The 23,116-nt window shown below is 56.2% G+C and carries 17 protein-coding genes and 2 pseudogenes; 8 read left to right on the top strand and 11 right to left on the bottom strand.

All coding sequences use genetic code 11. The annotated features are described in order from the left end of the window. Positions 1-74: 74 nt before the first annotated feature. The 4 genes from CLM72_RS13880 to CLM72_RS13865 form a co-directional block, all read right to left on the bottom strand. On the bottom strand, positions 75-1,358 hold the full coding sequence (locus tag CLM72_RS13880) for a tetratricopeptide repeat protein (RefSeq protein ID WP_218275513.1): 1,284 nt from the start codon (positions 1,356-1,358) through the stop codon (positions 75-77). 240 nt (positions 1,359-1,598) lie between these two features. Then, entirely contained in the window at positions 1,599-2,528 is a 930-nt protein-coding gene (locus CLM72_RS13875) for an OmpA family protein (protein ID WP_105226833.1), read from the bottom strand. Between the two features lie 134 nt (positions 2,529-2,662). Next, positions 2,663-3,589 (bottom strand): OmpA family protein, encoded by a 927-nt coding sequence (locus CLM72_RS13870; protein WP_105226832.1) that lies wholly within the window; start codon positions 3,587-3,589, stop codon positions 2,663-2,665. A gap of 125 nt (positions 3,590-3,714) precedes the next feature. Beyond that, on the bottom strand, positions 3,715-8,997 hold the full coding sequence (locus CLM72_RS13865) for an Ig-like domain-containing protein (protein WP_105226831.1): 5,283 nt from the start codon (positions 8,995-8,997) through the stop codon (positions 3,715-3,717). A 557-nt stretch (positions 8,998-9,554) separates the two neighbouring features. Here CLM72_RS13865 and CLM72_RS13860 point away from each other — a divergent pair. Continuing rightward, positions 9,555-9,929, top strand: coding sequence for a cell wall hydrolase (locus tag CLM72_RS13860; RefSeq protein ID WP_105226830.1), 375 nt, complete (start codon positions 9,555-9,557; stop codon positions 9,927-9,929). Between the two features lie 296 nt (positions 9,930-10,225). Here the strand turns inward: CLM72_RS13860 and CLM72_RS13855 are convergent, their stop codons facing one another. Together CLM72_RS13855 and CLM72_RS13850 are read right to left on the bottom strand one after the other, a co-directional pair. Further along, on the bottom strand, positions 10,226-10,480 hold the full coding sequence (locus CLM72_RS13855; protein ID WP_105226829.1) for a helix-turn-helix transcriptional regulator: 255 nt from the start codon (positions 10,478-10,480) through the stop codon (positions 10,226-10,228). A 79-nt stretch (positions 10,481-10,559) separates the two neighbouring features. Then, positions 10,560-10,880 carry a response regulator gene (locus CLM72_RS13850; RefSeq protein WP_105226828.1) on the bottom strand — a complete coding sequence of 107 codons (321 nt, stop codon included), beginning with the start codon at positions 10,878-10,880 and terminating at the stop codon, positions 10,560-10,562. Between the two features lie 408 nt (positions 10,881-11,288). Between CLM72_RS13850 and CLM72_RS13845 the strand changes: the two genes are divergently transcribed. From CLM72_RS13845 to aqpZ, 5 genes are all read left to right on the top strand, one after another. Next, on the top strand, positions 11,289-12,830 hold the full coding sequence (locus tag CLM72_RS13845; RefSeq protein ID WP_105226827.1) for a catalase: 1,542 nt from the start codon (positions 11,289-11,291) through the stop codon (positions 12,828-12,830). A 59-nt stretch (positions 12,831-12,889) separates the two neighbouring features. After that, a complete protein-coding gene (locus CLM72_RS13840) occupies positions 12,890-13,735 on the top strand; it encodes a mechanosensitive ion channel family protein (protein ID WP_105226826.1) in 846 nt (281 codons plus the stop codon). A 6-nt stretch (positions 13,736-13,741) separates the two neighbouring features. Further along, positions 13,742-14,236, top strand: a complete 495-nt coding sequence (locus CLM72_RS13835) for a histidine kinase (RefSeq protein WP_105226825.1) — start codon at positions 13,742-13,744, stop codon at positions 14,234-14,236. Further along, positions 14,233-14,553, top strand: a complete 321-nt coding sequence (locus CLM72_RS13830; RefSeq protein WP_105226824.1) for a hypothetical protein — start codon at positions 14,233-14,235, stop codon at positions 14,551-14,553. Before CLM72_RS13835 ends, CLM72_RS13830 begins: the two co-directional genes overlap by 4 nt. Before the next feature lie 215 nt (positions 14,554-14,768). Next, positions 14,769-15,470 (top strand): aquaporin Z, encoded by a 702-nt coding sequence (aqpZ, locus tag CLM72_RS13825; protein ID WP_105226823.1) that lies wholly within the window; start codon positions 14,769-14,771, stop codon positions 15,468-15,470. Between the two features lie 111 nt (positions 15,471-15,581). On the opposite strand, the gene CLM72_RS13820 is transcribed toward aqpZ, so the two are convergent. Together CLM72_RS13820 and CLM72_RS29270 are read right to left on the bottom strand one after the other, a co-directional pair. Next, on the bottom strand, positions 15,582-15,998 hold the full coding sequence (locus CLM72_RS13820; protein WP_105229138.1) for a C40 family peptidase: 417 nt from the start codon (positions 15,996-15,998) through the stop codon (positions 15,582-15,584). Between the two features lie 1,045 nt (positions 15,999-17,043). Continuing rightward, a complete protein-coding gene (locus CLM72_RS29270; protein ID WP_256595399.1) occupies positions 17,044-17,538 on the bottom strand; it encodes a hypothetical protein in 495 nt (164 codons plus the stop codon). Between the two features lie 825 nt (positions 17,539-18,363). On the opposite strand from CLM72_RS29270, the pseudogene CLM72_RS13805 reads away from it, so the two are divergent. Then, a pseudogene (locus CLM72_RS13805) lies at positions 18,364-18,891 on the top strand (IS5 family transposase); the annotation flags it as partial. 157 nt (positions 18,892-19,048) lie between these two features. On the opposite strand, the pseudogene CLM72_RS13800 reads toward CLM72_RS13805, so the two are convergent. Continuing rightward, positions 19,049-19,318: pseudogene (locus tag CLM72_RS13800) on the bottom strand (formyl transferase); the annotation flags it as partial. 217 nt (positions 19,319-19,535) lie between these two features. On the opposite strand from CLM72_RS13800, the gene CLM72_RS13795 reads away from it, so the two are divergent. Then, positions 19,536-20,441: a LysR family transcriptional regulator gene (locus tag CLM72_RS13795; protein WP_105226821.1), complete on the top strand. Its 906-nt coding sequence runs from the start codon at positions 19,536-19,538 to the stop codon at positions 20,439-20,441. A gap of 1 nt (position 20,442) precedes the next feature. On the opposite strand, the gene CLM72_RS13790 is transcribed toward CLM72_RS13795, so the two are convergent. Both CLM72_RS13790 and CLM72_RS13785 read right to left on the bottom strand, forming a co-directional pair. Further along, on the bottom strand, positions 20,443-21,375 hold the full coding sequence (locus CLM72_RS13790; protein ID WP_105226820.1) for a cupin: 933 nt from the start codon (positions 21,373-21,375) through the stop codon (positions 20,443-20,445). A gap of 131 nt (positions 21,376-21,506) precedes the next feature. Continuing rightward, positions 21,507-22,997, bottom strand: coding sequence for an aldehyde dehydrogenase (locus CLM72_RS13785; RefSeq protein WP_105226819.1), 1,491 nt, complete (start codon positions 22,995-22,997; stop codon positions 21,507-21,509). Between the last annotated feature and the right edge of the window lie 119 nt (positions 22,998-23,116).

The following is a 23,116-nucleotide window of genomic DNA, read 5'->3' as shown; positions in this document are numbered from 1 at the left end:
GAGGCGTTCGGTTGAATGAGATATGTCCCAAAAGCGCGAGGGGCTGGGCATTACGGTATTGCACCGGCGGGCCATTACTCCGTCAGCTCAACCCGCCATTGGCCGCCACGAATGGGTTCGATCACAAAAAACGGTAAGTCCGCCAACCAATGCCCCGCCTGTACCATCGAACTGTAAGCACAGACCTCCTTCCCTTGTTCATTCAATACCCGCCAGCCCTGACGCTCACCGTCAGTCTTGCTGCTGGTACCGCGGACACCCTGAAAGCTGGCGTTGCTGCCGACATGAAAACTGCCGGTACGCCAGCGGATCGGTCGATGCGTCGCAAAGGGCGTCGCACCGTGGAAATCGAACCAATCATCGTGATTGAGTACACTCTGGCGCAACGTGGACCAAACCGTTTCTCGTAGGAAGATCTGGTCGGCAAAACGTGTCACGTCGCTCTGACGCGCCAGCCAGGCTTGCATCAGTGGCTTCAATGACATCAGACCGCCCCGGCACCCGCCCCACAAACCGGCCAAGATCAGTTCGGTATGAGTGAAATAGTCTCGCATATGGTGGAACCAGTAATCCGTGGCAATCCATTGCTCGACAGCAGCTTGCTCACGCTCGGACAGCAGCGAGTCCGCATCGCGAATCAGGTAGCGATCCACCTCTGGGTCATCGACCACCAGAAATCGCCACATCAACGGGTGAACGCCGTCCTGTGCGGCGCCACTCATGTCGATGACTTGCGCGCCCGCGCTGTGCAGCCGTCTGTGGATGCAGGCAGGGACCGTGTCATCCAGGTAAACGCGGCAACGCCAGTGAGGAAACAATTCCTTGGCGACAACCACATTGGCAATCGCCGATTCACAATAGCGCGGGCTCTCTCCGAACAACGTAAAGGCAATGATGTTGCGCTGCGGTTGATCAGCCTGAAACGCCGGGGGTTTACCCAGCAATGGCTGGAAGGGACCTTGACCGTGACGTACATCAGAACATTCCAGCGATTCTCTGCCGTAACGTTTTACGTCATCACGCAGCCCAAGCCACCCACATACTTCTGCAAGCCCGTCCATCCATGTTGCACTGGCCTGAGCCTGAAGCGCCGGCGGTGCGTTGTAGATCCGCAGGTAAACCTCATGAGCCCGAGAGTATTGCTGCTGACGCATCAGGCACAAGGCGTAATCGGACAGCACGCCCATGTGCTGCGGCGCAATCTTTAAAGCGCGCTCGGCAGCAACATTTGCCGCACCATAATCTCGACAGGCCATAGCGATTTTGAACGCACGAGCCAACGGCTCGAATTGATGGCCTGAAAACGGTTGGGCCGCTGCGGGGCGTCTCTTAGTTCCACCCGTTTTGCGTTTACTCATGATTAACTTCACCTGTCCCGGAACACTCAAATAGGATCAGTCTGAAGCGCCGCTTTTTCCAAATGAACGAGACTTGTCTGAAACGCCCCCTAGACAGATAAACGGAGCCGAATGCTGTCTTTGTGCAGGGCAGATATTGATTGATCGGCCTGAGTTGAGCATGCCTAATGCCCGCCACCCCGCCCAGCGAAGCCTCTCACCATAGATTGGGTACCTTGCCACTGCTTCGTCGCAGCGCCTTCACCTCTCCACAGGGCGCCCCAACTCTACCTTCACCACTACCCGCCGATTCGGCGCATAGCAGGCAATCTGCTGCACCCGGCTGCCATAACAGCTGAACACTACCAACTCGCGATTTCCCGCACTAGCGGCGCTGATGAGCGACTTAGGAATCCCGCCCGCCACCAGCAATTCACGTAAGGTATTGGCCCGCAGTTGTCCCAGGTGTTGGTTCTTCGCCTCGTCACCGATCGGGTCAGTATGCCCCACCACTTGCACATGACGGATCTGCGCATCGTCGCGTTGCAACTCATCGACCAATTCACCCACAGCCTTACGCCCTACCGCAGAAATGTCCTGCTGCCCCGACTTGCCAAAGGCAAACAGCACATCGCTGGACAACTCGTAGTGCTTGAACCGCGACTCATCCACCAGATAGTCGTAATGTCGACAGGCCTCGATGGACGCCGCTCGGGTCAGAGCATGCGCCTGCACCCGCAAAGTGCTTAGTTCACGCTCAGCCTCTTCACGCTTGATGGGCTGTGGGAAGGTGTTGCCATCCTCACGTACCCGTAGGTAATAGGTTTTTCCGCCCTGCAACGAAGCCTGATACAGGTCGCTGCGCTTACCTTTGTAATCCGGTGTGTCGTCCAGGTACGCGCCCAGGGTGTGGGAGCCCGGTGCCAGACAAAAGGTGGAATATCCACCCGGCAATAGACCCGTATGAAACTCACGATCAACATAAACGTGGGCTGCGCCTTGGCGCTGCACCCCTTGCTGAACTCGATAATATACAACTTGTGCCTGGTCTTCGCCGATCGGCGGAACCGGAACGTAGGTGGCATCGAACACCTTGCCCGGTACGATGTCGGCCGGTGCGGCGATTACCGGGAGGCAGAACAGTCCCGCGCTCAGCAGCAAGGCGGTGTGTTTCCTGTTGGGTAAAAACATGGGCGTGACTCCGCCGTGAGCACCGATAAATCGGCGCTGATCATTTCATTGGTAAAAAAAACCGCAACTGCGCTGCAGCTGCGGCAAAGAAGGGAAGCTCGAAAGCTTCCCCGAGAGGGACGGTTGTCTAAGCCTTACTGACCGCTCACATCCACACGCACCACGACGCGGCGGTTAGGTGCATTGCAAGCCACTTGCTCGGCCTTGCTGCCGTAGCATTCGTCGGTCACCGGCTCGCTGCTACCAACACTGCGGGCCGTTACCGACGCCGCTGGCAAACCTCCATCCACCAGCAAACGACGCACGGTTTGTGCACGTTTTAGGCCCAGGGCCTGGTTCGCCGAGTAGGAACCAATCGGATCGGTATGACCGACTACTTCGATGCGATCGAGCTTGGCATGTTCGCGGTGCAGCTGGGTGATCAGCGCACGAATGGCAGTACGACCACGGGTGCTGATGTCCTGATAGCCCGACTTGCCGAAGGCAAACAGCACGTCACCGGACAGGGCGTAGTCCTGGAACTGCTCAGCTTGTATCGGCGCCATCGGCAGGTTATTGCATTGTTGCACCAAAGAGGCACGGGACAGGGCCTGCACCTGGGCACGAGCACCGGCCAGGTCGCGCTCGGCCTCAGCGCGGGTCACGGCCAGCGGAGCACCGCTGCCGTTATCACGCACTTTGAGGAAGTAGGTCTTGCCACCTTCCAGGTTGGCCGAGTACAGGTCAGTAGACTTGCCGGTGTAACGCGGTGCATCACCAATATAAGCCCCAAGGGTGCGGTTGCCCGGTACCACACAGAAGGTGCTGTAACCACCCGGCAACAGGCTGGTGTGGAACTCGCGGTCCACGTAGACATTGGCCGACCCCGGCTGGCGGCTGTCGGCGGCGCGGTAGTAAACCACCTGGGCCTGGCCGTCGTTGACCGGAGCCACTGTGTTGTAGGAGGTGCCGAACGCCTGGATCGCGCCCGAACCATAGTGCTGCTCTGCCTGAGCCAGTGGCATCGTGCAGAGGGCAGCGGCAACGGCCGCAGCACTGAAGATGTTTTGACGTGTAAACATGATTAAAACTCCACCGCGAACACCCTGAGGCGCCCGCAGCTATCGAATAAGTTGAGGCTGGAGTGAACCAACCGCTTGGTAGCGCGAGTCGTGCACAAGCCAAGGCCTGCGCACGGGGTACGCGGTTACACCAGGTTGGTGGCGACTCCGTCCTGAACCAGCAGCTGAGCATCAAGAGTCGAGTGTTGGTACACGTTGTACACAACCCCGGCCACGGTGGCGGTACCGGCAGTGGCCCAGTCGCCTGGGTCGGTGCCGTCTGGCAGCAGATCGTCGAGGTTGACTACGTCGCCGGCGTTGCCCTTGATCATCATTTGAGCGGCGTCGTCACCGGTGAACAGGCTGCTACCGCCCTGCTCCAGTACGTCGCCCAGGGACAGATTCAGGGTGTTGTTGCCGGTGCCAGTGATGTCGATGATTTCGATGGAGTCCAGCTTGCCAGCGATGGCAGACAGATCCAGGGTCTGATCGGCTCCGGTCAGGCTTAGGGTGTCGACTCCTGCGCCACCGTTGATGACGCTGTCGGCGGCATTGAGATGTACAACATCACCCAACAAGAAGATGTTCTCGGCGTCATCGCCATAGTAAGCCCCTGTACCGTCAATCGTTTGGGTAGTAGCAGGATCGTTCTTTTCGAAACCATCCGGAGACATCCCTTGAAACACAATGTCATCAAGCCAGAAGTATTGCGCATCCAAGGTATCCAGCTCGAAATAGCTGTATTCAACGCCCGCCGGTAACGTTACGTCGACAGTAGCGATATTTGGGCCACCAGTATCTGGTACTGGATGAGTGTGAACCTCATTCCCGGCAGCATCGAAAAAACGCAGCATCATAGAGGCGGTTAACTCACCGATTTGGAATGTGACTCCAGTCGCTGTTTCTCCATTGTTTAAAGTGACACGCGCATCCTGCGTCGTCCCACCCCATACCCCGAGCCCTATCGACGGCGTTACTAGCCCCTCGCCTGTGGTTGTCCCGGCAGCAACAATACCTCTGGGCCAGCCTACAGAATCCACGGCGCCGTCATCCCACCTGAAGGTAAATACACCAAAATCCATGGAGGTCCCTTCGCCGACCCTGACAGGTGTAGTGTCCTCAAAATCAACCGAGGAGGTATGGAATGTCAGAACTTGAGAGGAATTACCCGCCTGATCGATAAACGATGCAGAAGTATTGGTCATCGACACGCCAGCAGTGGTCGCCACATCAACCGTACCTGCATCAATCTGCGCCTGCGTTAATACCTGCTCGAAACGCTCACTACCCACCACTACTTGAAGAGTGTCGCCCTCGAGCAGGCTGCTGCCATCGAAAGTCACGGTAACGGTGGTGCCATTAATCGAGAATTCATCCGGCGCATCCGGGGCCAGACTATCCAAGCTGACCGCCTGACTAGTGGTATTAGCATTCCCAGCCGCATCCACTACACGAGTCTGAATAGTCCAGTCGCTAGCATGGCTGTTCTGATCAATGAAGCTCCAGGTGCCATCGGCATTCATCAGCGCATCCAGCCAGGTAGTCCCACCATCAGTGGATACCTGCACCGTCTCGCCCGCCACCAAAGCAGCCGTCAACGAACCCTGGATCAACCGCCCGGCACTGCCGTCGTTGGTCAGAAAGTCACCACTGTCAGCACCGCTGTCCTTGCCCATGCTGTCGATCACAGCCGTAGCCACTGGCGCCGTCGTGTCAATCACCACCGTCCACGGAGCAGAGGGCGCGCTGGCATTACCGGCCGGGTCGACCGCCACGACAGTAATCGGATGCTGGCCATCGTTCAGCGGCGTGGTCGGCGTGTAGCTCCAGGAGCCGTCACCCATCACCGGTGCGCTGCCGATTAGCAGACCATTGTCATAAATCATGACGATCTCCCCGAACGTCTGACCGCTACCGCTCAGGGTCGGGGTAGTGTCATCTGTGGAGTCGCCGTTAGGCACCGGACCCTGGATCGCACCCACGTCATCGGTCACCTCATCAATCGCCGGAACGCCCGGCGCAGTGAGGTCGATAACTACTTCAAACACTGGGGTAGGCGCACTTTCACCAATGGCTGGGGTGGTCGCGGTGGCGGTCAGCTGATGTGACCCTTCACCCAGCACCGGAGTCGTAAACGTCCATTGACCGGTGGTTGCATGGGCAGTGACGGTGCCCAACAGAGTTAGGCCATCGTAGACACTGACCACAGCGCCTGGCGTCGCTTGGCCGTTCAGCGTCGGGGTCGTATCGTCGGTGCTCTGACCGTTGGACAGGTCACCCGTTACCGTACCTGTATTGTCGACCACCGAGGTGATAGAAATCACGACGGCCGAGGTGTCGACTATAAAGGGAATGGCTGCGCTCATCGGACTGCGGTTACCGGCACTGTCTACCGTCTGGGCACTCAGCGAGTGCGGGCCATCGCCCAATGGTGTAGCAGGAGTGAAACTCCAGGCTCCGGTGGTTGGGTCGGCGCTGGTGCTGCCGATCAGCAGATTGTTGTCGTAAATCATCACCACTGAACCGGCCTCAGCAGTGCCGCCGAACGTCGGGTTGGCGTCGTCAGTGGTGTCATTGGCATTGATCGGACCGGTAATGGCACCCACATCGTCAGCCAGAGTCAACGCCCCAGGCGCACCTGGCGCCAGGGTATCGACGTTGATCGGGTAATCGCCGGTGGCCGGGCTTGGGTTACCGGCGGCATTTGTGGCGAGCGCGGTCAGGTTGTTCAAGCCTTGTGGCAGTGGGGTGGCGGGGGTGAAGCTCCATTGCCCACCGACCACTGGGACGGTACCGAGCAAATTGCCGTTGGAAAAGACCGAAATCACATCGCCGTCGGCACCGGTACCACTGATGGTCGGTTGTGCGTCATCGGTAAACTCGTTCTGTGCCAATGGTCCCTGGGACGCGCCCTGATCATCGAACACCGAGATAATGGCAGGCGCCGTAGGTGCGCCACCAGCCAAAACGTCGAGATCAAAGCCAGGGGTCGGGGCGCTTTCATTACCAGCGGCATCCGTCGCGGTGACCGTCAAGGTATGCGGGCCGTTGCTCAGGGGCAGGGCCGGGGTAAAGGTCCAGTTACCGCCGGCGGCAATCACGCTACCGATGGCTATACCATTGTCGTAAATGGTCACAAGGCTGCCCGACTCCGCAGTACCAGCAAGTTCCGGGCTGGCGTCGTCGGTGGTATCACCGGAATCGAGGAAATCCTGAATCGCGCCCTGGTCGTCGTACACGGTGTCCAGTGTTGGCACGCCTGGTGCCACGGTATCGACAATGATGAGGTGCGGGTCGGAGGGTACGCTTTCATTACCGGCCGGATCTCGGATTACCACCACGAGTTCGTGGGGGCCTTGGGCCAAAGGCGGGGATGGGGTGAATTCCCAGGTACCGTCACCGCGCACAGGGGCGGTGCCGATTTCGACGCCGTTGTCAATGATGATCACGGTATCGCCTGGCTCGGCGCCGCTGCCTTCCAGCGTTGGAGTAGTGTCGTCGGTGTCACCGCCGTTGCCAATGGGGCCGGTGATCGGGCCAACGTCATCCAACACGTCGTCGATGCCACCCGTGCCAGTGCCTGGCTTGCCTGGTGCAGTGGTGTCTACGATGATGGTGTGCGGGTCGGATGGCTCGCTTTCATTGCCATTTGGGTCACGGATGACCACCACGATTTCGTGAGAGCCCTCGGTCAGTGGAGGATTCGGGGTGAATTCCCAGGTACCGTCATCACGCACAGGGGCGGTGCCGATTTCGATGCCGTTGTCGATGATAATCACGGTATTGCCTGGCGTACCGCCAGTGCCTACCAGAGTCGGGGTGGTGTCGTCGGTATCTTCGCCGTCGCCAATGCTGCCCTGGATTGGACCGACATTGTCCAGTGCGTCATCGATGCCACCCGTGCCTGCGCCCGGTTTGCCCGGGTTAGTGGTGTCAATGATCACTACATAGGGTGGATCAGAGGGCTCGCTTTCGTTGCCGGCCGGGTCGCGGATAACCACTACGATTTCGTGCGAACCTTCGCCCAGGCCTGGTTCTTCGGGAGTGAATTCCCACTTGCCGTCTTCGTCAACAATGGCGGTGCCGATTTCGGTGCCGTTGTCGATGATGACCACGGTGTCGCCTGGCTCCAGGCCACCACCGGTGAAGGTTGGGGTCTTGTCGTCAGTGGTGTCGCCGCTGTCGATAGGGCCGGTGATCGGGCCAAAATCATCGATGGCTTCATCCACGGCCCCCGTGCCAGAGCCTGGTTTGTCCGGCGCGGTGATGTCAATGATGATTGGGAATGGCAGCGAAGGCGCGCTGATGTTACCGGCGGCGTCTTCAGCGGTGATGGTGAATTCGTGCGGGCCTTCGGCCAAGGCCGGGTCTGGAGTGAAACTCCACTTACCGTCGCCGTCGGCCTGGATGCTGCCGATTTCCACGCCATTGTCGTAGATGCGAATGATCGCGTCGGCTTCGCTGGTGCCGTTGATCGTCGGAGTGGTGTCGTTGGTATGGCCGCCGCTGGCGATCAGACCTTCTTGCGGCGCGACGTCATCATAGATACCGTCGATCAACGGACGCGCAGGCGCCACGGTGTCAACAATGATTTCATGGCCTGGGGATGGGTCGCCTTTGTTGCCGTCCTTGTCCACCGGAATAATGACGATGTTGTGCGAACCATCGTCCAGGCCTGGCTCGGCCGGGGTGAATTCCCACTTGCCGTCGTCACCCACAGGCGCGGTGCCGATCACCTTGCCGTTGTCAACGATTTCAACGCTGGTGCCAGGGCGGCCGATACCGGTGAACGTCGGGGTACGGTCGTCGGTGGATTCACCAGGCAGGATCGCGCCTTGCTTATCGCCCACGTCGTCATGAACGTTGCCGACTGATCCTTTGTCGGTGTTAACCGGAACGACGGCATCTTTTTTGCTGCCATCATCGCGGGTAGCTGCATAAATGCCGCCCAGCAGGCCCAGGGCACCCAGGCCCAGCAGCGTTGGCCAGAACCAGCCGATGCCGCCGCCGGCCACCAGGCCATTGCCAAAACCGGTCAGCTCCTGGGAGCCCAGCACTTGCGGTGCGTCAACGCCTTCGATCAGGAAGGCAGCAGAGCGGTCCTGTTCGGCGTCGGAGGAGATGTAAGGGTAGTAGGAGCCATCTTCAGCGATACCCACTAACTGGCCGCCACTGCCTTCGAAGTCTTCGATGATCAACTGTGGTTGATCCGGATCGCTGCCTTCCAGCGCGACATGCAGGTCCTTGCCCACGCGCTTGATGGTGATGTTTTCCGGCGCGATGCCTTTTTCACCTTCACCCAGAATGTATTTACCGCCCTGCACCGCTTTGATGCGGATTGGCTGGCCATTTTTGACGGTGGAAAGCTCCACCGTTTGGGTAATTGTTTTGCCGTCTACTACGGCAACATTGACTGCGTTAGCGTTCACGTGATCTGCCTTTAATTAGTCAGGTTGGTCGTTACACCGGTTTATCCGGCTCGCTGGTTAATCAACCAAGCCACTCCTGTTCAAGGAATTCTTGGGATGTAGGAATTTTCCTTAAGTTGGCCTTTGGGCAATATAAGAACTGTCTCAAAACCCAGAGCTGCGCCGTGAATAGTGCTTTGTCTATAGAGAGGCTTAAACGCATAAAAAAAACCCGCACAGGGCGGGTTTAAAGCATCACTGAAATAAAACGGATCTTGCCCCTGACAGAGGAAAAACAGACCGCTCACACGAGAAATGCACAGTAGGTGCCCCCTCCCTGGGACAACTCAATCATGGACAACAAGATGTGCGACGTCTTTGAGATTTGTCCCAAAACAGTTAGCCCGCTGCACTTATTACGTGAATTAAAATATTGCCGAACATTTGAGACAGGTCCCATGGTCGTGGTATTGCTTCGCCTACAAACTCTCCCGCTACGCACACCGCCAACCATTGTCTGTCGATCCCGTGCGCACTGAGTCCGAGTGGATTCCCCCATTACGATCAGAGAGTTTTTCATGCCACTGCAACATGCATTGATGTGCCTGGCACTCAATATTTACCACGAGGCCCGCGGCGAGCCGCTTGATGGGCAGATCGCCGTCGCCATGGTGACGATGAACCGCGCCGACTGGCAGAGCGCCAACGTTTGCCAGGTGGTGTATGAAAGGAAGCAATTTTCCTGGACCTATCGTGCGGAAAACCATACCCCGCAGGAGCCTGTCGCCTGGGCCAGAGCCAAGCGTGTCGCGAATCGGGTCATCGCCGGCCATCACGAGGACATAACCTATGGCGCAACCCATTTCCATACCCGCGCGGTGCGGCCTGCCTGGCGTCATTCATTAAAGAAGACCACAACGATTGGACAGCATGTTTTTTATGTGCCGCAGTGAGGGTAGATATTCACTATGGAGGCAAACTGAATCATTGCTATCGCGAACAAGGTAGTACCCACAAGAAATCGGCGGCGGAAAAAACTGTGTAGCCACCCTAAAAACAGAGTGGCGCAACCCTGCTCACAATGATGGCGGTACTGGCACAAAGGCGATGTGCAGTGGTCAACCAATCCCGGACACGACGTTAAGTTTTCCCTCGGCCCGCGCTGGCGCATGACCCATTCAGCCCATAACCGAGGACGACGGAATACAGGACAGTGCCAGGCCTTATCAAAACGATTGCAACAAGCCCATCAGGCCCTGTACTGCGACAGCCTTCTAAACAGATCCATATCATTTTTCAATCCAAGTTTTCGATAAGCCGCCAGTTTCTGAGTACTCACCGTTTTCAAGCTTCGCCCGGACATTTCGGCAATCCGGGTCACCGTCAGACCGCTGATGCACAAGCGCAGCACCTCCCTTTCGCGCTGAGACAACGCAGGATAGGAGAGCAACGCAGCTTCACCCATTTCAGTAGGTGCATCTGACATACCGGCGTCTTCAGCCATTGTGATGCTGGCGCACAGATACCGCTGGCCAGCCGCCAATGAGCGGATGGCACACACGCATACCTTAAGCGGTTCACGCTTACAGACGATACCGTGCCCCCCCCATGGAGAGCAGCAACGTTGCCGTCGCCAGGCACGGCTCGGCCAGGAAAACGAGTATTCGGATTTTGGGGTAGTGGGCTGTCAGGGTTTTGATGAGCTGTTGACCATTACTGTCTTGAAGCACATAACCTATCAATAAAAGATCGATACTCCCCTGCTCGGCGGCAGACAACGCATCGCTGGCTCGGCTGTAAGTACCCGCCACTGCGATACCCGACTGACCCGCCAAGTGCCCGTGCAGACCAAAACGCACCACTTCCTGCTCATCGAGCACACCGACTCTAATTAAGCTCGACATTCAATACCTCTTCATCCCATGGAGTTAACTACATCCTTATCAGGCAAGCATAGATCGCTCAGACTCACGGGAGAAACGATGAATTATTTTTTAAGACAAATCTCAAGCCTTTGCTAGCTGCAATAACCAAACATTGTAACGCTCAGATTTAAATCAATGCCCGTTGAGAGCACACGAGAGTAATCATGCAAACATCAGTAAGCTTTAAGAATCGTCTCATTCACGAATGAAAATAGCCGACAAACATTAAATTACTCAATTTGAGACGATTCTTACATCAACCTCATACTGTTCTGGCAGACGCTGGAAGAACAGTCATTATTTGTCGGACAAGGTGCTGCCAATGCTCCCGGTGAAACTTCACCGGAACCACGACTGCTTCCTCTGTAAAAACTTCTGGAGCCTTTTATGTCGGCCATCCCTCATCTGAATTTATTGTCCCCGGTGCGATTACTGTGCTTGATAACCACCAGCGCCCTGCCCTTTTCCGTCCACGCGGCCGACCTGACGCGAGACAACGGCGCGACCGTCGGCGACAATCAGAACTCGCAAACCGCCGGCCCCAACGGCCCGGTGTTGCTACAAGACGTGCAGTTGATCCAGAAACTCCAACGCTTCGACCGCGAACGCATCCCGGAGCGTGTAGTGCACGCACGCGGCACGGGTGCCCATGGTGTGTTCACCGCCACTGACACCTTAAGTGACCTGACCAAGGCCAGTGTTTTCACCCCGGGCACAGTCACCCCGGTGTTCGTGCGTTTCTCTTCGGTAGTCCACGGCAATCATTCGCCGGAAACTCTGCGTGACCCTCGCGGCTTCGCCACCAAGTTCTACACCGTCGATGGCAACTGGGACCTGGTGGGCAATAACTTCCCGACCTTTTTCATTCGCGACGCGATCAAGTTCCCGGACATGGTCCACGCGTTCAAACCTGACCCACGCACCAACCTGGACGACGATTCCCGTCGCTTTGACTTCTTTTCCCACGTGCCCGAAGCCACCCGAACTTTGACCGAGTTGTATTCCAACGCCGGCATTCCAGCCAGCTACCGGGAAATGAATGGCAACAGCGTGCATGCCTACAAGTTTGTCAATACCAAGAACGACGTGCATTACGTCAAGTTTCACTGGAAGAGTCTGCAAGGCATTCGCAACCTGTCGCCCAAGGATGTGGCCAACGTGCAAGGCGCCGACTACAGCCACATGACTCAAGATCTGGTTGCAAATATCAGCAAAGGTAACTTTCCAAAGTGGGACCTGTACGTGCAGGTGCTCAAGCCTGAGGCGCTAGACAATTACGCCTTCGATCCGCTGGACGCTACGAAGGTATGGCCTGACGTGCCCATGCGCAAAGTTGGACAGATGGTGCTCAACCGCAACCCGGCGAATGTGTTCCTGGAGACCGAGCAGGTGGCCATGGCTCCTTCCAACCTGATTCCCGGCATCGAGCCGTCGGAAGATCGGTTGTTGCAAGGACGACTGTTTTCCTACGCCGATACACAGATGTATCGCCTGGGCACCAATGCCCTGCAACTGCCGATCAACGCCTCGAGAAAAGCCGTCAACAACGCTAACCAAGATGGCGTAATGAATTCGGCCACCACCACCACGGGCATCAACTACCAACCTAGCCGATTGCTGCCGCGTAAAGAATCCCCCACCGCTCGCGACAGCTCGCTTGCTCTGTCCGGTAGCACTCAACAAATAAAAATCCAACGAGAGCAGAACTTCAAGCAAGCGGGTGAGCTGTATCGTTCGTTCAGCAGTAAAGAGCGCAAGGACCTAATCAGCAGCTTTGGCGGTTCGCTGACCAGTGCCGACGATATGAGTAAACACCGCATCCTGTCATTTCTCTACAAGGCCGACCCGGAATATGGAAGCGGCGTCACCAAGGTCGCAAAAGGCGACCTGCTCCGCGTGCAAGCGTTGGCTGCCCATCTGGTCGACTGAACGGCCTCCTCGCTGCATCCCCTAGGGTGCAGCGGCGCGATTGTAGAACGAGGTGATTCATGGATCTGAATATTAATCAACTGATTGCCCATACCGAAACGTGGCTGCCAGTAGTACTTGAGTACGGAGCCAATGTGATGTTGGCCATCACGACATTGGCGGTGGGCTGGTGGCTAATCAGCACAGTGACTAGACGAATCGGTACCGTGCTGAGCAAGCGCAGCGTCGATAAAACCTTGCAGGGTTTTATCGGCAGTCTGGTCAATATCGCACTCAAGATCATGCTGATCATCAGCGTCGCGTCAATGATAGGTGTACAAACCACCAGTTTTGTCGCCACTCTTGGCGCGGCCGGTTTGGCGATTGGTCTTGCGCTACAAGGCAGCCTTTCCAATTTTGCCGGTGGCGTTCTGATCCTGCTGTTTCGCCCATTCAAGGTAGGCGACACGATTGAAGTCCAAGAGGTCTATGGCACCGTAGACGCCATCCTGATTTTTCACACGGTAATTCTGACCCCTGATAACAAACGCGTCGTTGTCCCCAACGGGAGTTTGTCCAATGGCGTTATTGTCAATTTTTCCAGCGAACCACGGCGTAAAGTCGTGTTCGACGTCGGTGTGGACTACAGCGCCAATCTGGATACAGCCCGGCACGTTCTGTTGAGTTTGTGTCATGACGCACGAATTCACCCAGACCCCGCCCCTCTGGTGGTAGTGACGGCCCTGGGCGATAGCGCGGTGACATTGTCGCTGCGGGTCTGGGCAGACAATGCTGACTATTGGGACCTGATGTTCCTGTTCAACGAGAAAGCGCGTGATGCGCTGGGACAGCAAGGCATTGGAATTCCCTTTCCACAACGCGTTATCACCGTCATTCAGGGCGGAACAGCCGCGTCTCCAGGATAAGTAGTCATGCCTAATAAAGAACTGCGAATCATCATTGCAGATGCCAATCTGTCCAGGCAGATCCAGATTGAAAAGTCCCTCAACAGGCTGGGTTACCACAGAATACTGCCTGTTCAGTGCTGCAAAGACTTAGCGAGATTGAGTGATGCTTTCCTGATTACGTTTGATGTGCTGATCGCGAACAAAGATTTGGCGCGGGATGCTGATAATACCCTGACTGTTACCGACAACATCAATCACGCACTGCTCTATGGCAGCCAACACGCGGAGTTGACCATCACGTCATTCTCATCGACTGACACACGCCTCGCCCGCACTACCACCATACCCGGCGATGAACTCCTCGCAAACTTCATGGCCCGCATTGACCCACCATCGCCGTGGGAATGCTTGAAAGATGTCGCTTGGATAAAGAAAGCGTGTGCGCCCAAAAGCCAGTTACTCGCCTCGAAAGGAAATGAAACTCGCATGCGTTGCACTGCTGGCCGAACAATCCCATGAGCGTCAGGACCATTTTTCGTCTTAGCGTCATCACCGTATACGGCTTGGCATTAATGGGCTGTGCAACAACAGCGACAAATCCCCACCTGGTGGAGGCTCGCGCACTGTTTACGATGCTGCGGAACAAACCCGAGTCGGACACACTGGTAGCTAACGAAGTGAGGGATGCATTCTCAATACTTATTCAGGCTGACCTGTTATCCAACACAAATATTGGATCGCCACAGATCGAAGTGCTTTCGCAGGCAGCCAAGCAAAAAATCGCGCTTGCCGAACAATTAATATCTGCGAGCAAGACTGAGTCAAACGCCAATTGAGTCCCCCCAGCAAGAAGGCAGCATGCAAAACGACTCATTGCATACATTACTTCATCGACTGAGCTTCAATATATTCGCACTCTAGAGAACCACCAAATAAATCGACACCTTGACATCATAGAAAAAAACTCAGGCACCATCGTCAATGTCATAGCCGATTTAATCATAAATTACACACTAACTAAGTAGCACTTACTCAACAAAAGGAAACTACGATGCAAAAAAAGATCGTCGCTGAGTTCTTGGGGACTTTTTGGTTAACGTTCGGAGGCTGTGGCAGCGCCCTGCTGGCCGCCGGATTTCCAATACTCGGGATCGGATTCGCTGGGGTAGCGCTGGCGTTTGGTCTGACTGTGTTAACCATGGCCTACGCCGTAGGCTCCATATCTGGTGGGCATTTCAATCCTGCCGTCACCATTGGCCTGTGGGCGGGTCGTCGATTCCCTGCGCATGAAATCCTTCCTTACATTGGCGCCCAAGTCATCGGTGCCATTGCCGCGGCGGCAGCGCTTTACCTCATTGCCAGTGGTAAACCCGAGTTCACCGTCGGCGGGTTTGCTGCCAATGGGTATGCATCGCTCAGCCCTGGCGGTTATAGCCTGCTCGCAGCGCTTATAACCGAAGTTATCGCAACGTTTTTCTTTTTGTTTATTATCATGAGGGTCACCGCCCCCGGAGCATTACCGGGATTTGCGCCCCTTTCCATTGGGCTTGCCTTAACGCTTATTCACTTTATATCGATACCCGTGACTAATACCTCTGTCAATCCTGCTCGAAGTACCGGCCCAGCCCTGTTTGCAGGCATGGCCCACCTGGAACAACTTTGGTTGTTTTGGGTTGCACCGATTGCGGGTGGCATCCTCGGGGCACTAGCAGCACGCGCATTAGACGAAAGAACACCTTCCACTCAACAATAATTTCTTTTGGCCTGGTTTAGGCGCGGCAGGAACCTCGCGCTTGAACTAGGGCGATCGTAACGGGGGTACTCGAAACGGCCACGCATCACATTTTAATTATCGGAAAATTAGTTAATGAAACCGTTTAGCGGTAAAATAACTTTTACCCCAATAGTTATTTGACAATGAATCGATGCGAATACTTTTCCCTGTCCGGGGAGAATGAATAAACCGGTTATTACCAATATAAATACCGACATGATTCATACGACTGCCGCCATTGTGTTTGAAAAACACCGCATCGCCTTTTTTTAGATGATGCCGAGGAACCGTTTTGGCCTTGGACGTCAGCATCGAGGTTGTGGTCCGCGGAATATTAATCCCCGCTTCACTGCGAAAAAGATAAACCAGCAATCCACTACAATCAAAACCTTTGCTGACAGAGGCGCCTCCCCAACGGTAGGGCGTTCCAATGAGCTCATGCGCACGACCTATAACTTTATCCACACGATGGGTGTTATCTCGGCCGAAATCTGAAGCATGACTCATGTATGTGGTGTTTATACTGACCCCCTGCTTCGTCGACGCGAACAGGTAACCCGAAAATAAATAACTGATCAATAGAATTAATGTAAGCTTTGCCACGATGTGTACCAGAAAGAGAATTTAAGCAGCTGGAACACAATAGTATTTATAGCGCCCTGTCCATCACATAGGATCTGTCTTAATCATATTCAGCAATGGCGCTGGGCCGATGTACGGCATTTAATCTGCACCCCTCCCGTGTATTTCCCCTGTATCAAACTTTTCATACGACTGCGTAACATCATGGTGGTCCGCCTTTCAACAACGCCGAGAGCGCCGCTCTGGCTCTTTTGGCCCTTGGTATGGCTCGAGCTCTTCCTGGCCCGGTGCCGACCTGCCAAACAACGGAGCGACGCCCGATTCCGAACACGGGCAACCGCCACCGCATTCAGTATCCGAACGGCGCCTGTGCTGTATCTAAAAAGCGTATGTGTCACAGCACGCGAGCTCAGCGGTGGATAACCTGCAGCGGCCCGGACCGATGCATCTCTGAGTCCGCGCGAGCGTCGGACGGCGCTCTAGAAGTGGGGGGCAAGCACTATCCGCAAGCCCACAGGGCCTCAGGCGGGCCTGAATGAACGCGCGCGTGGTGTCCAAGCTGGGCAACTCCCTCCTGCGGCCATTGCGGGCAATATTTCAGCGTTCTAAACGGCAACTCCGAGTACGGATTGCCGTTGCTCACTCTCGGTCGGCCAGCCGCTGATAATCGACGCGAGTACCCGCCCACTGCTGGATGCATTAGAGAAAGGTTGATGGTCTGAGTAGTGGGCGACGATGTAGAACTCAGGAAACACGCCTTTAAATGGGCTTTGACCGTGACGTGTAGACAACTGGTCATCTCCGATTCTCATGCTACTACGCTGTCCTCACTCGGAGTGATAACCAATGACTAATTCAGACCTGCTCCCTTTCCTGCTTTTCGAGATCAATCAAAACTAACTCGCCCGCAAAACTGCCATCATGGAGTTAACATTTTTTAGGGCGTAAAAAACGCCCTAAAGCTGAATCCTTATCGGGCTTGACGAACCACAAGCTGCGACAGACGGGTCTTGACTCGGAAGCAGAACTCACGAATTTGAAATTGATAACCCGGCATCACCATATCGTTTATATCAGGACTAATTGAATCCTTAACCTGCATGTACTTATTAGTCTTGCTGGCAATGACCTGAAATTCCGCCTCATACTTATCGTAAGACGCTTTGTTGTAAAGTTTTATTGTATCCAGCTCTCTACGGCATTGCTGGACACGCAACTGGTTTGAGCTTGTCGTTGATTCAGATTGCGCGGCCGCCGATGAGACAGTTTGGGCGTCAGCACTGGCGTTCGCAGATGCAGCCTCATGTCGCACCGGCAGGTTTGCCGATGTCGAAGGTGCGATGACACGCGGTACTTGTTGAGCGACAGCAGGCGCTGGTGTCACGCTAGGTTTTTCTGGAGTTTTCGTAGCGCATCCCGAGAGAGCAAGCCCTACTAATACAATCATGCTGGAAATTTTATTCATCGGTCTCACCAAAGAGTCATTAGGTTGCCTGAGTTGTTACGTTCTGAGTAACGGTAATAACTCATTCAATGATCGAGTGTAAAAGCTTCTAGCCTCAAGGTTCTCAGTCTCTCCCTGTGAGTGCGTAGGCGAGGGATACTAGTAAAAAATCAACGATATGACGAGTAAAAGCTGTATAAACGCCACAAATTTGATGGGTGTCACAGATTTTTCCCGCATTACTGGCGTACCTCCCCCCGCACCGAGACAGACCGCCTCGAGATCCACGAAGATGAATTGCTATTACCCCAGCGGAGCTTCAGTTTTTGGTAGCCCTTCGCTCTGGCAAAAAATATCAACGCCACCCCAATCCTGACGCTGACGTTGAATCGTTACTCATGAAAAGTCGTGCCAAATAAGGCATGAACTCCTAGAATACCGTGAGGATTCCACTAAGAGCCAGGGTAACACGCGTGAGGAGGTTCTATGTTTGGCACTGGTAGGAAACTGCTGGGAAGCTCCTGGATATAACGGTATGAAGCTGGGCAAGCCAAGTCCACATAGGCTCGAAACTGCCAGAGCACCCGAAAACTGGGCGCTTCGGCTCTCTTCCTACCCAGTAAATTTGTTCCTTTTCTTGCATTGCAGGCGAAAGGGAACCGAACATCTTTTCAGTTTCCATTGTATCGCCTCCATACCAACTGATTGTTTTATATGGATTTTTTAAGACGTCGAGGTTGGGAATCGAAGGATAAGAAACGGACGCTAAAAGAAACGGATACCACGCCCTTCACGAGCAACATTTCTATCCCCTACGGGACGTTAGCTCTTGCCGTTCCAACCGGAACCCGAGCCTCTTTTGGTGCAGGAAAAAAAGGGGGTCTGAAGAACCGCACGGTCACGCGCTCGGGCGCCGACGGGGCAGCATAACCACCAAAATCTATATGCTGCGCGATGCCAACGGCATCCTGCTGAAATTCCTATTATCGGGTGGACAAGTCAGCGATATCGCTTACGCCCAGCCGTTCCTCAATGAAGCCTATATACCCAACCTGCGCGGTCGGCCCCGCAAACGCAGCCGATGATTGTTGGCGAACAAAGGCCATGACGCCGAAGCATTGCGTCGCTACTGCGACCGGTATCGGATGCAACCTGTTATTCCTCTGCGCAGCATGAAGCGAAAACCCGAGCCGGGATTACCGAGACTGTTTGATCGTCCCAAGTACCGGCAGCGCGATATCATTGAGTGTAAGTTTGGCTGGCTGAAGGAGAACCGTCGCATCGTTACGCGCTTCGACAAACTCGCGAAAAGTTATGCTGCGATGGGCATGCGCCATGTGATGTGTACAACATTACTTTTCGTACAGAGCCTAAAGAACGGCGCGTTCCTGGCCTGCGAACAAGATGTGTCAGTGGGCATCCTGTGGATGCTCACTACCAATGACTTCCGGTTGCTCGGTAGGATATAAATCAATAAAAAACAGTTATTTACTGTCGAAATGAGTGAATTCCCCTCTTATCTCGGCAACCCCATCACCAGTTGCCTGGTGGTGAGCAGCTCCAGGCACACATCGTCGATGGCTTGAATGTTGGCCCAGGCTTCCAGCCGCTGGCATTGTTCGGTGCTCATGGCGCCGTTGTAGAACTCGAACGTCAGTTCGCCGATGTGGCCGAACTCTTGGTAACGAATGGGTTGATAGACCCGCTCGTTGAAAGGCTGGCGGGCGATTGAGCTGTCCAGCACCGGCTTGAAGGTCTCTGGGCCTTTGGGTTTGAGCGAGCCGATCCACAGGCTGTGATCTATCGCATGGCTGACTCTTCCTTGAGAATGTGCGACCAGAGCTGCTCGTTGAGCCGTCCCTGGCCATCGATAAGCGTCCAAGGTTATAGCGCGGGCCAGCGGGGTCACCTGATCGAGATCAATCTTGTGTGAGCCAATCGCGTTGCCTGTTCGGGTTGACAGCCCCCGGCAAAACTCAACAACCTGCACGTCTCACCGCCCTGCCCTGAGGCTGCCCTTGGACTATTTCACCGCGCTCACCGCCTTCATCGAAGCCGCCGAAGGCAACAATTTCTCGCGTGCCGCCGAGCGCCTGGGAATCAAGGCCTCAACGGTTTCACGCTATGTGAAGGACCTCGAGCAGGACCTGGGCATCGCGCTGTTCAACCGCTCCACACGCACGCTGCATCTGACCGAAGGCGGCCAGACCTTCCTGATACACGCGCTCAGGGTATTGGATGAACTGGAACACGCCAAGGCCGCCACGTCTGCGCTGAACCAGCATCCCCGGGGCGTGTTGAAACTCAACCTGCCGCCGGCGTTTGCTCGGCATCACATCCTGCCGGCGTTGAATGACTTTCTGGTGCGCTACCCGCAGATCAGTGTGGAGCTGGTGCTGGATAACACCCAAGTCAATTTGATACATGCCGGCGTCGACTTAGCCATACGCATTGGTGAGCTGGCCGATTCGACGCTCAAGGCACGCAAGCTCAGCGACGGCCACTACCGCTTAGTGGTCAGCCCGGCGTTTGGCATGCAGCACCCTCCTCCTTCCACGCCCACCGACCTGGCCGGTTTGCCTGCGGTGCTGGGCACGGCGACCACCGGCGATATCAGTTTTGTATCCGCCGGCCGCGCGTTCCCGTTGCTGCATGACGGCGTTATTCGAATCAATGACCTGGACGCACAACTCATCGCCGTGCGCCAGGGCCTGGGCTTTGCGCTGTTGCCGGACTGGCTGGTGGCGCGAAGTATCGAGGCCGGCGACTTGGCAGTGTGGCTGCCCGAATGGCATATCCAGGGCGTGGAGCGGGCGTTTGCGGTGTGGTTTGTGTACCCGCCCAAGCGCATCGTATCGTCCAAGGTCCGGTGTTTTATCGACTTTATCGTTGAACGACTGGGCGAAACACCGGACTGGAAGTGACTCAACTGAAGCGGATATCCAGCGCACGCAGGTAGGTTTGCAGCCCCGCATCCTGAATCGGGATCAGGAACGCCTCGCTATCCGATTCATTAAAATGCGCATGCCAGTAACCCGGTGGCGTGACAAACGCCAGGCCGGGAGACCAGTCGACCCGCTGCGGGTTACGAATTTGCCCATCCGCGTCCAGCTCGGTGCCCACCAATGAATAACAGCCCGTGGGGCAATCAATAATGAAGTCCAGTGCAATCGACTGATGCCGATGGGGTTTCTGCACCGATCCCGCCGGCAGAATCCCGTACATGGCCCACAGCACGTGGGTCACCGTGCGCGTCTGCGGGAAATGACGGTTGCCCAGCAGGATGCTGATGCGGCTGCGGTCCTGTGCCCTGGGATCATCGGCCGCTTCACGCAACTTCGCGTTGGCCAGTGCTGCTGGGTACAGGGTCGGCGCAAAGCGATCGGCGCGGGGTGTCACCCCCAGGTAACGCAGCAACGGCTCATCGTGCACATAGTAAAGACGTGCATCCTCGCGGGCACTGAAGTGCGCTTGCTGTAATCCCGGCAGGGCGATAAAGCAGCCCTTGGACCATTGAATCTCATACTCCCCCTGAACCACGCGGCCCTCTCCGGCAATCACGTAGAACACCTGGGAAGTGGCGTTGGGTTGCAGGGTCAGCGTGTCGCCACGGTCAAGGCGCATGAAGTTCGCGCATAGCCCGGGGCCTGTCGCAGGGCCTTCGCAGCCCAAGGCGTCGCTGAGGTCCAGCGGTACCACGCGGGAGGGGCCACTGTCATACAGCGAGGCCGGAAAGCTGTGGTAGGGAATGCGGGAAATCAGGTTGGCACTGATGGGATTCGCCGCCTTGCTGTACTCGAAGTACTCGGCGTCCACTTGGTTGATATCCGTCAGTGCGGGGTCGAATTCACGGTTCATCAGGCTCACCTCAGTCTTGGGCTGGATCGCGCAGCACGGTTGAAGCGCTGCACGGGCTAAGTGGACTATAGGCATTGCCCACTGGCGGATGAATGCCTGTAACGGCACAGCAGTTATGCGAAACGGGGCAGTTAACGCAACTGGAACCAGGTGGTTTTCAACTGGGTGTACTTATCAAACGAATGCAGCGACAAATCGCGCCCGAACCCCGACTGTTTGCCGCCGCCAAACGGCACGGTCACGTCCAGGGCGTCAATGGTGTTGACCGACACGGTACCGGCATTCAGGGCACGGGCCACGCGATGCGCACGGTTCAGGTCATCACTCCACACCGATGCCGCCAGGCCGTAGAGGCTGTCGTTGGCTTGCTGTATGGCCTGTTCTTCGGTATCGAAGGCACTCACCGCCAGCACGGGGCCAAACACCTCCTCACGCGACAGGCGCATGTCAGCGGTGACGTTGGCGAATATCGTCGGCTGGATGAAGTTTGAACAACCCTCGATGTTCAACTGTTGGCCACCCGTCAACAGCGTGGCACCGTCTGCGCGAGCCTGCCCGATGGCTTGCATGATGCGTGCGGTTTGCCCGCTGTCGACAATTGCACCGGCGGCGCTGGCAGGGTTCAGTGGGTTGCCGGGCATCCAGGCGTGGGATTTATCGATCAGGCGCTCGATGAACTCGTCGTGGATGCAGCGTTGCACATAGAGGCGCGAATTGGCCGAACACACCTCGCCCTGGTTGAAGAAAATCCCGAAGGCCGCCTTCTCCGCCGCCAGGTCCAGGTCCTGACAGTCTGCAAACACCAGGTTCGGGCTCTTGCCACCACACTCCAGCCATACCTGTTTGAGGTTGGACTGCGCGGAGTACTGCATGAAGTACTTGCCCACTTGGGTCGAACCGGTAAACACCAGGCAATCGACGTCCGGGTGCAACCCCAGTGCCTTGCCGGCGCCCTCGCCCATGCCTGGCACCACGTTCAGCACGCCCTCGGGGACGCCCGCCTCGAGCGCCAGTTGGGCCAGGCGCAGGGCGGAAAACGGCGATTGCTCAGCGGGCTTGAGTACCACGCTATTGCCTGCCGCCAAGGCGGGTGCCAATTTCCAGGCAGCCATGTCCAGCGGAAAATTCCACGGCACCACGGCTGCAATCACGCCCAATGCTTCGCGGGTAATGGTCGCCAACGCGTTGTGGGCCGTCGGCGCGACCTGATCGTAGAGCTTGTCCAGGGCTTCACCGTACCAGGCGAAAACATGGGCCGCGCCGGGCACGTCGACGTTATAGGCATCCATTACCGGCTTGCCCATGTTCAGGGAGTCCAGCAATGCGAGTTCTTCGCGGTGGGTCATCAACAGGTCGGCGAGTTTGATCAGGACTTTTTTGCGTTCGCCTGGAGGCATGCGCCGCCACGGGCCGTCGTTAAAGGCGCGGCGTGCAGAGCGTACTGCCAGGTCGACCTCCACTGCACCGCAGGCGGCGACCTGCGCAAGCAAGCGGTTGGTCGCCGGGTTGATGGTGTCGAAGGTCGCCCCGGAGAGTGCACCTACGGGCTGGCCGTCGATCAGGGCGGTGCTGATGAAGGTTTGACGGGCAGCGCGTTGCTGCCAATAGTCGAGGTTGAACATGTTGTATTCCTGAAGGGGGTATGGATCCAACATCTTGGCCGGCCCTGAGGACGCCATCGGGGGCAAGCCCCCTCCCACATGAGCCCAGGTGTGTCAGTTGTATAAGTGGGTGGCTATTT

Source organism: Pseudomonas sp. MYb193 (assembly GCF_002966775.1).
Classification (GTDB): domain Bacteria; phylum Pseudomonadota; class Gammaproteobacteria; order Pseudomonadales; family Pseudomonadaceae; genus Aquipseudomonas; species Aquipseudomonas paracarnis.
This window is presented reverse-complemented; position numbering and strand designations above follow the sequence as displayed.

Bases quoted from the DNA above. Each gene is read 5' to 3' on its own strand.
- CLM72_RS13880 (WP_218275513.1), bottom strand. From the start codon at position 1,358: ATGAGTAAACGCAAAACGGGTGGAACTAAGAGACGCCCCGCAGCGGCC.
- CLM72_RS13875 (WP_105226833.1), bottom strand. From the start codon at position 2,528: ATGTTTTTACCCAACAGGAAACACACCGCCTTGCTGCTGAGCGCGGGA.
- CLM72_RS13870 (WP_105226832.1), bottom strand. From the start codon at position 3,589: ATGTTTACACGTCAAAACATCTTCAGTGCTGCGGCCGTTGCCGCTGCC.
- CLM72_RS13860 (WP_105226830.1), top strand. From the start codon at position 9,555: ATGCCACTGCAACATGCATTGATGTGCCTGGCACTCAATATTTACCAC.
- CLM72_RS13855 (WP_105226829.1), bottom strand. From the start codon at position 10,480: ATGGCTGAAGACGCCGGTATGTCAGATGCACCTACTGAAATGGGTGAA.
- CLM72_RS13850 (WP_105226828.1), bottom strand. From the start codon at position 10,880: ATGTCGAGCTTAATTAGAGTCGGTGTGCTCGATGAGCAGGAAGTGGTG.
- CLM72_RS13845 (WP_105226827.1), top strand. From the start codon at position 11,289: ATGTCGGCCATCCCTCATCTGAATTTATTGTCCCCGGTGCGATTACTG.
- CLM72_RS13840 (WP_105226826.1), top strand. From the start codon at position 12,890: ATGGATCTGAATATTAATCAACTGATTGCCCATACCGAAACGTGGCTG.
- CLM72_RS13835 (WP_105226825.1), top strand. From the start codon at position 13,742: ATGCCTAATAAAGAACTGCGAATCATCATTGCAGATGCCAATCTGTCC.
- CLM72_RS13830 (WP_105226824.1), top strand. From the start codon at position 14,233: ATGAGCGTCAGGACCATTTTTCGTCTTAGCGTCATCACCGTATACGGC.
- aqpZ (WP_105226823.1), top strand. From the start codon at position 14,769: ATGCAAAAAAAGATCGTCGCTGAGTTCTTGGGGACTTTTTGGTTAACG.
- CLM72_RS13820 (WP_105229138.1), bottom strand. From the start codon at position 15,998: ATGAGTCATGCTTCAGATTTCGGCCGAGATAACACCCATCGTGTGGAT.
- CLM72_RS29270 (WP_256595399.1), bottom strand. From the start codon at position 17,538: ATGAATAAAATTTCCAGCATGATTGTATTAGTAGGGCTTGCTCTCTCG.
- CLM72_RS13790 (WP_105226820.1), bottom strand. From the start codon at position 21,375: ATGAACCGTGAATTCGACCCCGCACTGACGGATATCAACCAAGTGGAC.
- CLM72_RS13785 (WP_105226819.1), bottom strand. From the start codon at position 22,997: ATGTTCAACCTCGACTATTGGCAGCAACGCGCTGCCCGTCAAACCTTC.